This is a genomic window from Streptomyces sp. NBC_00005 (assembly GCF_045160215.1).
Classification (GTDB): Bacteria; Actinomycetota; Actinomycetes; order Streptomycetales; family Streptomycetaceae; genus Streptomyces.
The window spans coordinates 4577005-4591726 of sequence record NZ_CP108316.1 but is presented as its reverse complement, the minus strand read 5'-3'; the positions used below and the strand labels follow the sequence as shown (position 1 = coordinate 4591726).

At 70.5% G+C, this 14722-nt stretch carries 15 protein-coding genes; 10 read left to right on the top strand and 5 right to left on the bottom strand.

Annotated elements, in window-relative coordinates:
• Window positions 1-37: 37 nt before the first annotated feature.
• The 4 genes from OG303_RS20915 (at window position 38) to OG303_RS20900 (ending at window position 4456) form a co-directional block, all read left to right on the top strand.
• Window positions 38-1099: an LCP family protein gene (locus OG303_RS20915; protein ID WP_405870016.1), complete on the top strand. Its 1062-nt coding sequence runs from the start codon at window positions 38-40 to the stop codon at window positions 1097-1099.
• A gap of 74 nt (window positions 1100-1173) precedes the next feature.
• The gene (locus tag OG303_RS20910; RefSeq protein ID WP_405870014.1) at window positions 1174-2571 is read left to right on the top strand and encodes an FG-GAP-like repeat-containing protein; all 1398 of its coding nucleotides are present in this window, start codon (window positions 1174-1176) and stop codon (window positions 2569-2571) included.
• A gap of 173 nt (window positions 2572-2744) precedes the next feature.
• Window positions 2745-3101 carry a YciI family protein gene (locus OG303_RS20905; RefSeq protein ID WP_405870012.1) on the top strand — a complete coding sequence of 119 codons (357 nt, stop codon included), beginning with the start codon at window positions 2745-2747 and terminating at the stop codon, window positions 3099-3101.
• 50 nt (window positions 3102-3151) lie between these two features.
• On the top strand, window positions 3152-4456 hold the full coding sequence (locus OG303_RS20900; RefSeq protein WP_405870010.1) for an RNA polymerase sigma factor: 1305 nt from the start codon (window positions 3152-3154) through the stop codon (window positions 4454-4456).
• A gap of 4 nt (window positions 4457-4460) precedes the next feature.
• On the opposite strand, the gene OG303_RS20895 is transcribed toward OG303_RS20900, so the two are convergent.
• Complete coding sequence (locus OG303_RS20895; RefSeq protein WP_405870008.1) at window positions 4461-5621, bottom strand: THUMP-like domain-containing protein; 1161 nt, start codon at window positions 5619-5621, stop codon at window positions 4461-4463.
• Window positions 5622-5711: 90 nt separating this feature from the next.
• On the opposite strand from OG303_RS20895, the gene OG303_RS20890 reads away from it, so the two are divergent.
• From OG303_RS20890 to groL, 4 genes are all read left to right on the top strand, one after another.
• Window positions 5712-6641: a polysaccharide deacetylase family protein gene (locus OG303_RS20890; RefSeq protein ID WP_405870007.1), complete on the top strand. Its 930-nt coding sequence runs from the start codon at window positions 5712-5714 to the stop codon at window positions 6639-6641.
• Window positions 6638-7453, top strand: coding sequence for a polysaccharide deacetylase family protein (locus tag OG303_RS20885; protein WP_405870006.1), 816 nt, complete (start codon window positions 6638-6640; stop codon window positions 7451-7453). The genes OG303_RS20890 and OG303_RS20885 overlap by 4 nt, the downstream gene beginning before the upstream one ends.
• Before the next feature lie 245 nt (window positions 7454-7698).
• The gene (gene groES, locus OG303_RS20880) at window positions 7699-8007 is read left to right on the top strand and encodes a co-chaperone GroES (RefSeq protein ID WP_003998759.1); all 309 of its coding nucleotides are present in this window, start codon (window positions 7699-7701) and stop codon (window positions 8005-8007) included.
• 115 nt (window positions 8008-8122) lie between these two features.
• On the top strand, window positions 8123-9748 hold the full coding sequence (gene groL / locus OG303_RS20875; protein ID WP_405870004.1) for a chaperonin GroEL: 1626 nt from the start codon (window positions 8123-8125) through the stop codon (window positions 9746-9748).
• A gap of 61 nt (window positions 9749-9809) precedes the next feature.
• Here the strand turns inward: groL and OG303_RS20870 are convergent, their stop codons facing one another.
• From OG303_RS20870 to OG303_RS20860, 3 genes are all read right to left on the bottom strand, one after another.
• On the bottom strand, window positions 9810-10517 hold the full coding sequence (locus OG303_RS20870; RefSeq protein WP_405870003.1) for an ester cyclase: 708 nt from the start codon (window positions 10515-10517) through the stop codon (window positions 9810-9812).
• Window positions 10518-10618: 101 nt separating this feature from the next.
• Entirely contained in the window at window positions 10619-11392 is a 774-nt protein-coding gene (locus OG303_RS20865) for an SDR family NAD(P)-dependent oxidoreductase (protein ID WP_405870002.1), read from the bottom strand.
• Window positions 11393-11488: 96 nt separating this feature from the next.
• The gene (locus tag OG303_RS20860) at window positions 11489-12157 is read right to left on the bottom strand and encodes an MOSC domain-containing protein (RefSeq protein ID WP_405870001.1); all 669 of its coding nucleotides are present in this window, start codon (window positions 12155-12157) and stop codon (window positions 11489-11491) included.
• 80 nt (window positions 12158-12237) lie between these two features.
• Between OG303_RS20860 and OG303_RS20855 the strand changes: the two genes are divergently transcribed.
• Entirely contained in the window at window positions 12238-13143 is a 906-nt protein-coding gene (locus tag OG303_RS20855; RefSeq protein ID WP_405869999.1) for a LysR family transcriptional regulator, read from the top strand.
• Window positions 13144-13232: 89 nt separating this feature from the next.
• Here OG303_RS20855 and OG303_RS20850 read toward each other — a convergent pair whose 3' ends face one another.
• Window positions 13233-13559 (bottom strand): WhiB family transcriptional regulator, encoded by a 327-nt coding sequence (locus tag OG303_RS20850; RefSeq protein WP_405869997.1) that lies wholly within the window; start codon window positions 13557-13559, stop codon window positions 13233-13235.
• Window positions 13560-13941: 382 nt separating this feature from the next.
• Here OG303_RS20850 and OG303_RS20845 point away from each other — a divergent pair, with 382 nt between their 5' ends.
• Window positions 13942-14553: a response regulator transcription factor gene (locus OG303_RS20845; protein WP_003948568.1), complete on the top strand. Its 612-nt coding sequence runs from the start codon at window positions 13942-13944 to the stop codon at window positions 14551-14553.
• The last annotated feature ends 169 nt before the right edge of the window (window positions 14554-14722 follow it).

Below are 14722 nucleotides of genomic sequence, written 5' to 3'. Positions count from 1 at the left end.
GTCCCCGACGCTAACAATCCCCTAATAATTCGGACTTATGTTCCTGCCCGTGACGGGACACGAGGAGAACGGCGACGCGGGCAGACCCAGGGGCCGGCGGTCGACAGTGCTGAAGATCGCCGGCCTCACCGTGGCGGGCCTGCTGGTGGTGGGCGCGGGTGCGGCCGGCTGGGCGTACTGGCACCTCAACAACAACATCAAGAGCGTCGACATCAACAGCGCACTCGGCGACGACCGTCCGGCGAAGGCGGTGACGACCCCGGCCGCGAGTGCCTCCGCGACGCCCCTTCCGACCGGCTCCCTGAACATCCTCGTGCTGGGCTCGGACTCGCGCAGCGGCAAGGCGAACAAGGCGCTCGGCGGGGGCAGCAGCTCGGGCGCCCGTTCCGACACGGCGATGGTCGTGCACATCGACGCCGGCCGCAGCAGCGCCACGGTGGTCAGCATCCCGCGCGACACGCTGGTCACGCGTCCGTCCTGCCCGCTGAAGTCGGGCGGTTCGACGGCGGTGACGTACGGCGCGATGTTCAACAGCGCCTACTCGGTGGGCGGCGCGGTGTGCGCCGTGAAGACGGTCGAGTCGATCACGGACGTCCGCATGGACCACTACATCGAGATCGACTTCTCGGGCTTCGCGAAACTGGTGAACGCGCTGGGCGGCGTCACCGTGACGACTGACCAGGACATCGACGACGACGACAGCCACCTGCACCTGGCGGCGGGCACCCACAAGCTGAACGGCAAGCAGGCCCTGGCCCTCGCCCGCACCCGGCACGGCATAGGCGACGGCAGCGACCTCGGCCGCATAGGCCTGCAGCAGAAGCTGGTGAAGGCCCTGCTGGAGCAGATCTCCTCGACGAGCCTGTTCACCGACCCCGCCAAGCTGTACACGGTGGCCGAGGCGGTGACCAGCAGCCTGACCACCGACACCGGCCTGGACTCGCTGAGCGAACTCGTGGACCTCGGCCGCAGCCTGAAGGGTCTGTCGGCGGACGACGTGAAGACGGTGATGATGCCGGTGGTGACCGCGCCCTCGGACCCCAACCGGGTGGTGGCGAAGGAACCGGCGGCGAGCGCGCTGTGGGAGTCGCTGCGCTGAGCGCCCCTACAACCCCGCTGCCCGCTCGGGAGTCTTGTGCGGTGAGGCAGTCGCCGTAACCAGGGGGTCTCCCAGTGTTGTCCTTGTCTTTGTCCGGCCGTTGGGCGGTCCCGGTCGTCGCGGGCCTGGTCGCGCTGGGTGTGACCCCACCGCAGGACCTGAGCCGGGCCGAGGCCGCGACCCGCGCCCCCGTCCGCGACGACTTCAACGGCGACGGGTACGGCGACCTCGCGGTGGGCGCCCCGGGAGCCACCGTCGACGGGCGGAGCAAGGCGGGGTACGTGGCGGTGATGTACGGCGGCCCGCACGGCCTCTCCGCAAGCCGACGGGTCGTCATCTCCCGTTCCACGAACGGGATTCCTGGCAGCACGGCAAGCGGCGAGGGCTTCGGGAGGCAGCTCTCCAGGGGCGACCTGGACGGCGACGGCTACGCGGACCTGGTCATCGGCAACGGTTCGGGGCAGGCCGACGCGGTCGTCGTCCGGGGCGGCCGGGACGGACTCTCCGGCGGCACGTCGGTCCCGGCCACCAACACCCAGACCGGCGACTTCAACGGCGACGGCAAGCTGGACCTGGCCCTTTTCCGCACCCGCCCCGCCGCGGGCGACGACCCGAACGGCAGCACCGCCACGGTCTGGAACGGCCCGCTGACCCGCGCCGGCCGGCACGGCGCCGAGGCTTCCCTCGACGCCGACCACCTCAAGTACTACGACGTCCGCGACGGCGCCACCGGCGACGTGAACGGCGACGGCCGCGACGACCTCGCCCTCAGCATCTACTGCGGCGACGGCGTGTACTGCACGCGCTTCTACACCGGCTCGGCCTCGGGCCTGACGGTCCAGGAGCCCGACGCCGTCCCCGAGGGCGACGGCGGCATCGCCTTCGGCGACCTCAACGGCGACGGCTACGACGACATCGCGGTCGGGGGCACCGACTTCTCGCAGCTCACGGTGGCGTACGGCTCGAGCTCGGGCGTCCGGCCGCGCGACACGTGGAAGACGTTCACGCAGGACACACCGGGCGTGCCGGGCACCGACGACGAGGTCGACGGCTTCGGCCGTTCCCTGTCCGCCGGGGACATCACGGGCGACGGCATCGACGACCTCGCCGTCGGCGTCCCCGGCGAGGAACTCGGCTACGACGACTACGCGGGCGCCGTCGACATCCTGCGCGGCAGCAGGGCGGGGCTGAGCGGCACGGGCGCGCAGGAGTTCACGCAGGACACCAAGGGCGTCCCCGGCACGGCCGAGCTGAACGACGCCTTCGGCTCCGCGGTCGCACTCCTCGACATCAACGGCAACGGCTACGCCGACCTGGCGGCCGCGGCCGCGGGGGAGGACGGCGGGAACGGCGCCGTGTGGGAGCTGCGGGGGCGGCCGACCGGGATCGTCACCGACGCGGCGCTGCTGTTCGGGCCGAAGGCGATCGGGGCGCCCTACGCGAAGGCGGCGTTCGGGGCGGAGGTGGAGTGACGTCCGCGCCGGCCGAGCGGACCGGGGAGTGAGACGGGCGGGGTGACCTGCGCAAACGCCTCGGAAAAAAATCTTCGAAGAAATCCGGCGGGCATGTCGATCCGCCCGGCTCCCGTTCGACGCATGGGTGAGAGGCCGGAAGGACCCGGCCCCGGACCCACCGAGGAGTCACCATGCCCCGCTACCTGTCGCTCGTGCAGATCGACGAGAACACCATGCCCGCCGAGGGCCCCAGCCCCGAGCTGATGCAGCGCATGGGCGAGCTGATCGAGGAGGTCACCAAGGCCGGGGTCATGCTCGACACCGCCGGGCTCACCCCGAGCGGGCAGGGCACCCGGCTGCACTGGAAGGGCGGCGAGATCTCCGTCACCGACGGGCCCTTCACCGAGTCCAAGGAGGTCGTCGGCGGCTACGCGATCATGCAGTGCAAGGACAAGGCCGAGGCACTGGAGTGGACCAAGAAGTTCCTCAAGGTGCACGAGGAGTACTGGACGGTGACCTGCGAGGTGCGGGAGATCGCGGAGGGCTGAGCCCCCCGCTTCCTTGGCCGCACGGCTTTGGCGGTGTCGAATGGGGGGCTGTGAGCAGCCCGCAGCCCTCCGCCGGCCCCCGTGCCGCCCCCGACCCCCGCGATGGCACCGACCCCCGCCACGCCATCGAGACCGTCTTCCGCATCGAGTCCCCCCGCATCATCGCCGCCGTCGCCCGCATCGTCCGCGACGTCGGCATCGCCGAGGAACTCGCCCAGGACGCGCTGGTGGCCGCCCTGGAGCAGTGGCCACGGGACGGCGTGCCCGACAACCCGGGCGCCTGGCTGATGGCCACCGCCCGGCACCGCGCCGTCGACCTGATCCGGCGCCGGGAGAACTACGCCCGCAAGCTGGCGGAGATCGGCCGCACTCTGGAGACGACGGCCCCGCCCGAGGAGCCCGCCGACCCCGACGACATCGACGACGACCTGCTCCGCCTGGTCTTCACCGCCTGTCACCCGGTCCTGTCCGCCGAGGCCCGCATCGCCCTCACCCTGCGCCTGCTCGGCGGTCTGACCACGGCCGAGATCGCCCGTGCCTTCCTCACCCCGGAGCCGACGGTCGCCCAGCGCATCGTCCGCGCGAAGAAGACCCTCGCCACGAAGAACGTCGCCTTCGAGGTGCCGTACGGCCCCGAGCGCGGGGCCCGGCTCGGCTCCGTCCTCGACGTCATCTACCTGATCTTCAACGAGGGTTACGCCGCCACGGCCGGCGACGACTGGCTGCGCCCCGCGCTCTGCGAGGACGCGCTGCGGCTGGCCCGCGTGCTGTCGGGCCTGATGCCCAAGGAGCCCGAGGTGCACGCCTTGACCTCCCTCCTGGAGTTCCAGGCCTCCCGCACCGCCGCCCGCATCGGCCCGAACGGCGAACCCGTCCTCCTCAAGGACCAGAGCCGCCACCGCTGGAACCGCATGCTCATCGCCCGCGGCATCGCCGCCCTCCACCGCGCCGACGCCACCGCGACGGGCGCCCCCGGCCCGTACGCCCTCCAGGCCGCCATCGCCGCCTGCCACGCGCACGCGCACACCTACGACGAGACCGACTGGACGAGCATCGCCACCCTCTACGGCCTGCTCGCCGCCCGCGCCCCGTCCCCGGTCGTCGAACTCAACCGCGCGGTCGCCGTGTCGATGGCGCAGGGCCCGGCCGAGGGACTCGAGCTCGTCGACGCCCTGGCCGCCGAACCCGCCCTGCGCGACTACCACTTGCTGCCCAGCGTGCGCGGCGACCTGCTGGCCCGCCTCGGGCGTACGGCGGAGGCGCGCGAGGAGTTCGCACGGGCGGCCGGGCTCGCCCGCAACGAACGCGAGCGGGAGTTGCTGCGCGGCAAACTCCGTTCGCTCGGGGATCAGTAGCCGCTCACACGGGGGCACCGATCAGCATGGTCGGCGCCCCCGCAACACGCGTCAGGAACACGGTCGCCGCATTCGGCCCCTGCGGCTTCACCTTCTTCCGCAACTCCTCCGGTTCCACCGCCGACCCCCGCTTCTTCACGGTCAGCGTCCCGACCCCCCGCTCCCGCAACAGCGCCTTCAACTTCTTCACGTTGAAGGGGAGTTGGTCGGTGATCTCGTACGAGGTCGCGTACGGCGTCGGCCGCAACTCGTCCGCGGTGACGTACGCGATGGTCGCGTCGACCAGCCCGCCGTCCAGCTGCTCGGCCACCTCGGCGACCAGATGGGCCCGGATGACCGCGCCGTCGGGCTCGTACAAGTACCGCCCGACGGGCCGGACTTGGGGATCGGGCAGCCCCTTCCCCAGGAGCGTGCGTGCCCCCGGCAGCAGGGTGGCACGCACCGCCCCGGGTTCCGTCCCGAACCACAGCACCGCCTCCTTCACATCCCCGCCGTCCGAGATCCACTCGGCCTCGGCCTCGCCGGGCACGGCCTCGTGCGGGATGCCGGGCGCCACCTTCAGCGCGGCGCGCGGCGCCTTGCGAGCGGCCTCGACCGCCCACGACAACGGCGGCGAGTACGCCTCCGGATCGAAGATTCTCCCGCGCCCACCGCGCCGCGCCGGATCGACGAACACGGCGTCATATCCGTCCGTACCCACCCCCATGACGTCCGCCTCCCGCACCTCGATCAGCGCGGCGAGCCCGAGGGCGTCGGCGTTCGCGCGCGCCACGGCGACCGTCAGCGGATCCCGGTCCACGGCGAGCACCCGGATCCCGGCCCGGGCGAGCGCGATGGCATCACCGCCGATCCCGCAGCACAGGTCGGCGAGGGAGGCGACGCCCATCGCCTTCAGCCGCTCGGCCCGGTACGTGGCGACACGCGCCCGCGTCGACTGCTCGACCCCGTTCGGCGTGAAGAACATCCGCTCCGCGTCCTCGGCGCCGAACTTGGCCGCCGCCCGCTGCCGCAGCCGCGCCTGCCCGAGTGCCGCCGACACCAGCTCGGCGGGATGTTCGCGGCGCAGCCGGGTGGCGACGGCGAGCTCGTCGGCCGGAGCCGTGCCGCGCACCGCGTCGAGGAGGGCGCGGCCTTCGGGGGTGAGGAGAGGAGCGAGGTCGTTCACCGGCTCATTGTGGGCCAGTCGGTGGACGGTGTGCCGCCGGCCGCGGTGTCGGGCCGGGATCCGGGCGGTGACCTGCGAGGATCCGGCCCCATGCGAGCAGTCGTACAAAATGACAAGAATCGCGCTTATGGGGCGAAGCGGATCCGCGGCGGAATCGCCGTGCTCGCCCTCGCGGCCGTCGCCTCGGGCTGCGCCCAGCCCGGCGGTTCGCCGGTGCGCCCGGCCTCGGGCCAGCAACCGCTGCAGGCACCCCCCGCCCGCGCCCTCGACTCGTACGCCACGAAGCTGCGCGTGGCGTACGCGGCCCGGGTCGCCGCGGCGAAGCGCTGGGGCCTGGCGAGGGTCCCGCTGACGGCTCCGCCGCCGCCCGCGAAGAAGCCCAGGATCACGGCCCGCGAGGGCTTCGAGGTGGACGGCCAGGAGGAACTGAACCTCCCGCCCGTCTTCACGACCGTCCCCACCCGGCAGAAGGTCGTCTTCCTGACCATCGACGACGGGGCCGAGAAGGACCCGGCGTTCCTGCGGATGATGAGCGACCTGAAGATCCCGTTCACCGCCTTCCTCAGCGGCTTCCTGATCAAGGACGACTACGCCTACTTCAAGAAGATGCAGGACCTGGGCATCGTCCTGAACAACCACACGCTGACCCACCCGTATCTCCCGGGCCTGTCCTACCGGCAGCAGAAGCACGAGATCTGCGGCATGCAGGACGTGATCGAGAAGCACTACGGCAAGCGCCCCACCGTCTTCCGCCCGCCCTTCGGCAACTACAACCAGGACACCCTGCGCGCCGCCAAGTCCTGCGGCATCAAGTACGCGCCCATCTGGGACGAGGAGGTCTTCGTCGACCACTGGGAGTACCGCGAGGACGACCAGGACCTGCACCCCGGCGACATCGTGCTCACTCACTTCCGTGGCCGCAGCGAGTGGAACGGCACGATGGTCGACGACATGCGCCGCTTCCTGAGCAAGGTCACCGCCAAGGGGTACGCGGTGGCCCGCCTGGAGGACTACCTGTGAGGTGGAGGCCCCTGGCGGCCGGCGGGCTGGCGCTCGCCCTGCTCACCGGCTGCGCCCAGTCCGTCGACCCCATCGAACGGCTGGGTGAGAAGGCGGCCCAGCAGGTACGGCCGCACGGACCCGCCGGCGCGGCCGAGCAGCCGTATCGCCGCTGGGGTCTCACGGCCCCGCTGCTCCCCGCCCCGAAGCCTTCCGGTACCTCGCCGGCCCTTGCGGCGGGCCGGGGCCTTCCCCCGGTCGTGTCCCGCATCCCCACCCGGGACAAGGTCGTCTTCCTGACCTACGACGACGGGGCCGAGAAGGATCCGCGGTTCGTCGACATGGTCCGTGAACTGCGCCTGCCGGTCAGCATGTTCCTCACGGACAGCGTCGTCGGACCGGGGTACGGCCACTTCGCCCGGCTCCAGTCCGTCGGCGCGACCATCCAGAACCACACCCTCGACCATCCCGCCCTGCGCGGTCTTCCCTACGCCGGCCAGCGCGCCCAGATCTGCGGCCAGCAGGACAAGCTCAGATCCCGCTTCGGCGGCCACCCCCGCCTCTTCCGTCCGCCCTACGGCACCTACGACACCGCGACCCTGCGAGCGGCCGCCGACTGCGGCATCTCGGCGCTCGTCCTGTGGCGCGCGTCGATCACGGGAGGCGGCGAGCTGACGTACCTGCACGGCGGTCACAGCCTGCGGCCCGGCGACATCGTGGCGGTGGACCCGGACGAGGGCTCGCGGCTGACCCTGCGGGAACGGACGGTGCGACTGCTGCGCCGGGTGCAGGGGGAGGGGCTGCGGGTGGGGCGGCTGGAGGACTACCTGTAGGTGTTTCGGCCCGTACGGCGTTCGAGGACGAGGCCGGTCAGGCCGACGAACCAGGCCGACGCGCCGCAGGGATTGGCACTCCGCTTGACCGAGTGCTAATCGCGGTCATAGTCTCGGGTCTGGCACTCCCCCCTGGAGAGTGCCAACTACGCGACGGGCAGGTCCGGCACCCGCGACGACGGATCCACCTGGTCGCCACCTCAGACAGTTAACCCCGTGAGATCTCCGAAGGGGGAGGTCGGATCGTGACGACCACCAGCTCCAAGGTTGCCATCAAGCCGCTCGAGGACCGCATCGTGGTCCAGCCGCTGGACGCCGAGCAGACCACGGCCTCGGGCCTGGTCATTCCGGACACCGCCAAGGAGAAGCCCCAGGAGGGCGTCGTCCTGGCCGTGGGCCCGGGTCGCTTCGAGAACGGCGAGCGTCTTCCGCTCGACGTGAAGACCGGCGACATCGTGCTGTACAGCAAGTACGGCGGCACCGAGGTGAAGTACAACGGCGAGGAGTACCTCGTCCTCTCGGCTCGCGACGTGCTCGCGATCATCGAGAAGTAATTCACCCCGCTTTTCAGCAGTGAACTGCGCCCCTGGCACCCGCGACGTTATGAAGCCGGGCGTCGGGGGCGCGGTTCGTTACACCCACGTTTTCCGAGAGGGCTGAACCGCTCCCATGGCGAAGATCCTGAAGTTCGACGAGGACGCCCGTCGCGCCCTCGAGCGCGGCGTCAACAAGCTTGCCGACACGGTCAAGGTGACGATCGGCCCCAAGGGCCGCAACGTCGTCATCGACAAGAAGTTCGGTGCCCCCACCATCACCAACGACGGCGTCACCATCGCCCGCGAGGTCGAGGTAGAGGACCCGTACGAGAACCTCGGCGCCCAGCTGGTGAAGGAGGTGGCGACCAAGACCAACGACATCGCGGGTGACGGCACCACCACCGCCACCGTGCTCGCCCAGGCGCTCGTGCGCGAGGGCCTGCGCAACGTCGCCGCGGGTGCCTCCCCGGCCGCCCTGAAGAAGGGCATCGACGCCGCGGTCAAGGCCATCTCCGACGAGCTGCTCGCGACCGCGCGCCCGATCGATGAGAAGTCCGACATCGCGGCCGTCGCCGGTCTGTCCGCTCAGGACAGCCAGGTCGGCGAGCTCATCGCCGAGGCGATGGACAAGGTCGGCAAGGACGGTGTCATCACCGTCGAGGAGTCCAACACCTTCGGTCTGGAGCTGGACTTCACCGAGGGCATGGCCTTCGACAAGGGCTACCTGTCGCCGTACTTCGTGACGGACCAGGAGCGCATGGAGGCCGTCCTCGAGGACCCGTACATCCTCATCAACCAGGGCAAGATCTCCTCCATCCAGGACCTGCTGCCGCTGCTCGAGAAGGTCATCCAGTCGGGTGCCTCCAAGCCGCTGCTGATCATCGCCGAGGACGTCGAGGGCGAGGCCCTGTCGACCCTGGTCGTCAACAAGATCCGCGGCACCTTCAACGCGGTCGCGGTCAAGGCCCCCGGCTTCGGCGACCGCCGCAAGGCGATGCTCCAGGACCTGGCCGTCCTCACCGGCGCCACGGTCATCTCCGAGGAGGTCGGCCTCAAGCTCGACCAGGCCGACCTGGACGTGCTGGGCTCCGCCCGCCGTGTCACGGTCACCAAGGACGACACGACCGTCGTCGACGGTGCCGGCGACTCCGCGGACGTCACGGGCCGCGTCGCCCAGATCAAGGCCGAGATCGAGAACACGGACTCCGACTGGGACCGCGAGAAGCTCCAGGAGCGCCTCGCGAAGCTGGCCGGCGGCGTGTGCGTGATCAAGGTCGGCGCCGCCACCGAGGTGGAGCTGAAGGAGAAGAAGCACCGCCTGGAGGACGCCATCTCCGCGACCCGCGCCGCGGTCGAGGAGGGCATCGTCTCCGGTGGTGGCTCCGCGCTCGTCCACGCCGCCAAGGTGCTCGAGGGCGGCCTCGGCAAGACCGGCGACGAGGCCACCGGTGTCGCCGTCGTCCGCCGCGCGGTCGTCGAGCCGCTGCGCTGGATCGCCGAGAACGCGGGCCTGGAGGGCTACGTCATCACCTCCAAGGTCGCCGAGCTCGAGGCGGGCCAGGGCTTCAACGCCGCCACCGGCGAGTACGGCGACCTGGTCAAGGCCGGCGTCATCGACCCGGTCAAGGTCACCCGCTCCGCCCTGGAGAACGCCGCCTCCATCGCCTCCCTCCTCCTGACGACCGAGACCCTGGTCGTCGAGAAGAAGGAAGAGGAAGAGCCGGCCGCGGCGGGCCACGGTCACGGCCACGCCCACTGATCTCGGTCAGTACGTACGAAGGCCCGGCACCCCTGGGGTGCCGGGCCTTCGCGTTGCCGTCCTACTGTTCCAGCCCCTCCAGCGCACCCAGCTGCGCCATCAGCCCCAGCCGGTCGTACTGCCACCAGCCCTCGACGACCTTCTCGTGCTCGCCGAACCGGTGAATGGTCGTGCCGGTCATGGTGACCCGCTGCCCATTCGACGCAATCCCCATGAACTCGGCCTTCTGGGTCCCGCTCCAGGTCCACCGGGTGCACACCCGGTCCCCCTGCGTGACCTGGTCGTCCACGGTGAACGAGAAGTCGAAGGCGCCGCGCCACATCGCGATCTCGCGCCGCATCGCGTCCATGCCGATGGCGTCCTGCTCGTTGGCGGGATCGTGGTCGTGGTAGTTCTCGGCGATCATGTCGTCGAGCGGGGGCAACTCCCCCTCGGTGCCCAGCGTCTCGAAGAACCGCCGTGAGATGTCCGAGTTCAACTGCTCGTCGCGTACGACGTCCAGATCCGTGAACGTCGGCATCTCGTCGCAGAGCGCGACCATCTCCCGGAAGATCTTGTCGGTCTCGGGCAGCTGGGAGTTCCGCATCGCCTCCTCGTACGACGGGAACTCCACGATCTCGATGAAGTGCGACGCGTCCGACCGGTCCTTCCCGATCACACTGTGCGTCGCGGTCCGCTTCCCCTTGGTCTGTTCGACCCACGTGTCCATCAGCTGGTTCATGTCGTCGAACCGGCTGGTCCTGCAGTCGATGATCTGAACGAAGGTCATGGTGTGCCTCCGGCCCCCCTGGGTCCGGTTGAACAGCACCATTCTCCCACCAGGACCCCCGGAGCCCCTCGCGAAGAGGCGGCACAGAGGCCGCAGAGGGGCTACTGCGGCCCGTACTTCCGCCCGGTCCGCGAGGAAATCCCGCCCATGAGACCCCGGGGCGTCACCTTCACGATCCCCATCAGCGCCTTGTACCGCGGATCCGGAATGGACAGCGACTTCCCGCGCGCGAGATCCCCCAGCGCGGCCGCCACCAGCTTGTCCGCGTCCAGCCACATCCAGCCGGGGATGTTGTCCGTCCCCATCCCCGCCCGCTGATGGAACTCTGTCCGCACGAACCCCGGGCACAGTGCCATCAGCCGCACCCCGCTGCCCGCCAGATCCTTCGCGGCCCCCTGCGTGAACTGCACGACCCACGCCTTGGAGGCGCCGTACGTGCCGCGCGGCACGAAGGCGGCGACGGATGCGACGTTGACGACCCCGCCGCGACCACGCTCCCGCATCGCCTCGGTCGCTGCCGCCGTGAGCCGCAGCACCGCCTCGCAGTGGACCTTGAGCATCTGCAGCTCGTCCGCCATCGACACGTCGAGGAAGCGGCCCTTGTTGCCGAAGCCGGCGTTGTTGATCAGCAGGTCGACCGGATTCTTGCGGTCGGCCAGGCGGGTGGCCACGGCCTCGATGCCGTCGTCCGTGGCGAGGTCGGCGGTGAGAACCTCCGCCTCGATACCGTGCCGGTCGTGCAGTTCGGTCGCCTGGTCCCGCAACCGCTTGGTGTCGCGGGCGACGAGCACCAGGTTGTGTCCGTCGGCCGCCAGCCGCCGCGCGAACGCGGCGCCGATGCCCGCGGTCGATCCCGTAATCAAAGCCGTTGTCATGGCCCAAGGGTAGTTACCCGGACTGTGGGAATCCGATCTCTGCACATGCTCCGACGCTGGTGAAGCATCCGAGGAGAGACTGGATCTGACGATTCGTCAGGAACCGTATTTCGCCACATACGTACGCGCCGCCTCCCGTCCGTCCGGATGCAGCGCCTCCCCGGCCGCCAGCAGCCGCGGCAGCAGCTCCCGCTCCGTCGTCACGGCCCGGAACTGCAGCGCCACCGTCACGTCGTGGTCCGGCCGGTGCACGATCTCGACGCAGTCGCCGGCGCGGATCGCGCCCGGCTCGATCACCCGCAGATACGCACCCGGAGCACCCTTCTGCGTGAACCGCTTCACCCACCGCTTCTCACCCAGATGGCCCTGGAAGGTGAGACAGGGGATCCGGCCGGAGGTGACCTCCAGGACGACTTCCGGTCCGACCCGCCAGCGCTCGCCGATCAATGCGCCGGAGACGTCGAGCCCTTCGGTGGTGAGGTTCTCGCCGAACGAGCCGTTGCGCAGCGGGCGCCCCAACTCGTGCTCCCAGTCGTCGAGATCCTCGCGCGCGACGGCGTACACGGCCTGGTCGTCTCCGCCGTGGTGGCGCAGCTCGCACACCGCGTCCCCGGCCAGCCCGCTCGCCCCGACGCCCTTGGGCCCCGGCGCCGCCACCCGGACCGGCCCGTCCACCGGCTGCTTGTCGATGCCGGTCACGCCGTCCGGCTGGTCCGTGTACGGCACGGACTTCGGGCGGCCGAGGTTCACAGACAGAAGCTTCATGCCCGCACGGTAAGTGACGTCAGCTCAAAGTGTCGACGCATTATCGGGCACCTTGCCAAAGGATCACTTATCCTCGAACGGTGATCGAAGCCCGTCATCTCCGCGTCCTGCGCGCCGTCGCCGCCACCGGCTCCTTCTCGGCCGCGGGGCGCGATCTCGGCTGCACGCAGCCCGCCGTCAGCCAGCAGATGAAGGCCCTGGAGTCGTCCGTGGGCACCCCGCTGATCGTCCGCAACGGACGCGAGATGCGGCTGACCCAGGCCGGTGAGGCGCTGGTGCGGCATGCCGCGGGGATCCTGGCCGGGCTCACGGCGGCGGAGGAGGAGGTCGCCGCCATCGCGGGACTGCGCGCCGGGCGCGTTCGCCTCGTCTCCTTCCCGAGCGGCAGCTCCACGCTCGTACCGACCGCCCTCGCCGCCCTGCGCGCCGAGCACCCCGGCACCCGGGTCTCCCTGGAGGAGGCCGAACCGCCCGCGTCGGTCGAGATGCTGCGCGAGGGCGACTGCGACGTGGCACTGGCCTTCCGGTACGAGGGCGCGGCGGGCTCGGAGGAATGGGCCGACCTCGTCGTACGACCGCTGCTGAGCGACCGCCTCGTGGGCCTCGTGCCGGAGCGGCACCCTCTCGCGCAGGCCGGGACGGTGGCCATCGGGGACCTCGCGCACGAGCCGTGGATCGCCGGATGCCCGCGCTGCCGCGGGCAGTTGGTCGAGGTGTGCGAGGGCGCCGGCTTCACCCCGCGCATCGACTTCGCCACCGACGACTATCCGGCGGTCGTCGGCCTGGTCGGCGCCGGCCTCGGCGTCGCCGTACTGCCGCAGCTCGCCATCGAGTCCGTACGGCCACGGCACGCGCGCGTGCTGACGCTGGAACCGGCGGTGCGGCGGGAGATCGTGGCGCTGACGCTGCCCGATCTGGCCCAGGTGCCGGCGGTCGCGGCGACCCTGGAGCAGCTCGGACGCGCGGCCGCCCGCCAACAAAAATGATGGGCACGCGTGCGTGCGCCCCTCACGTGCGTCCCCAATCACACGCGCCCATCACGCGTGCCCACCCCAGAATGTGAAGAAACGTTCCTTCAGGTGTTCGAAGCGCTGTCCCCGCCGGCAGCCGCTGCCACCAGCCGGTTCCGCGCCCGTCCCATGAGCTCTTCGCGCTCGTCCTCGGTCAGGCCGCCCCACACGCCGTACGGCTCTCTCACCGCCAGCGCGTGCGCCGCGCACTGCGCGCGCACCGGGCACCTCATGCAGACCTCCTTGGCCGAGTTCTCGCGAGCACTCCGGGCCGCACCGCGCTCACCCTCCGGATGAAAGAAGAGCGAGCTGTCCACCCCGCGGCAGGCGGCCAGGAGCTGCCAGTCCCACAGGTCCGCGTTCGGTCCGGGAAGGCGGGAGAAATCTGCCATTACGTGACCCCTTGTAGCCGTTCTGAGCGGATACGGTGCCAACGACCGTACATCTACTATCTAAGGAGATGAAAATATGACTCATTGCGAATCTAGCCTCAGACACCGGTAGATGGGAAGAAAAGGGGTCTAAATGGGGCATGGGTTGTGATGAAACGTTGAGGGTCCGCCCTGCATGTCTGCACCGTGTCCGCGCCCTCACGTAGAGTGCCGAAGATGGCACACAGCCCCGTAACTCTTTCGAGTGACCGTCGTTGAGAGTGCGGAGGCGGTTGAAGCAACAAGTGCTCGGGCAGGCGTCCGAGACGGTCGACCGCACAGGTGACGATTTCGTACCAGCCTGGAGGCTCAAGGTGACGTGCATCAGCTGCGGAGGACGGCCATGACATCCGTCCTCGTCTGCGACGACTCCCCGCTTGCCCGAGAGGCGCTCCGCCGCGCGGTCGCGACCGTGCCCGGCGTCGAGCGCGTGACGACCGCGGCCAACGGCGAGGAAGTCCTCCGCCGCTGGGGCGCCGACCGTTCGGACCTGATTCTGATGGACGTACGCATGCCCGGACTGGGCGGCGTCGAGACAGTGCGCCGGCTGCTGTCCGCCGACCCGGGCGCGCGCATCATCATGCTCACCGTCGCCGAGGACCTGGACGGCGTGGCCCTCGCGGTCGCCGCCGGTGCTCGCGGCTATCTGCACAAGGACGCCTCGCGCGCGGAGCTGCGCGCGACCGTCACGCAGGCGCTCGCCGACCCGACCTGGCGGCTGGCCCCGCGCCGTCTGCGCTCCGCCGAGATGGGTGCCGCGCCCACGCTCACGGCGCGTGAGATCCAGGTGCTCGAGGGCATGAGCCACGGTCGCTCCAACGCGGAGATCGGTCGCGAGCTGTTCCTCTCCGAGGACACCGTCAAGACGCACGCCCGGCGGCTCTTCAAGAAGCTCGGCGCCTCGGACCGGGCACACGCCGTGGCGCTCGGCTTCCGGTGGGGCCTGGTCCGCTAGGCCGGTCGGTGTCTTGCAGCGGGGGTTCGAGAGCCCCCGCCTACCGCAGGGTGGGCGGGGGTGGCAAAACGGCCCGCCGGGTGCCCGCTGCTCGTTTCGCCGCGGATGCCGCATCCTTGAGGTGTGGAGTCTCTCGGGGACGAGTCGGTCGAGCGGAATGGGAGGGCGC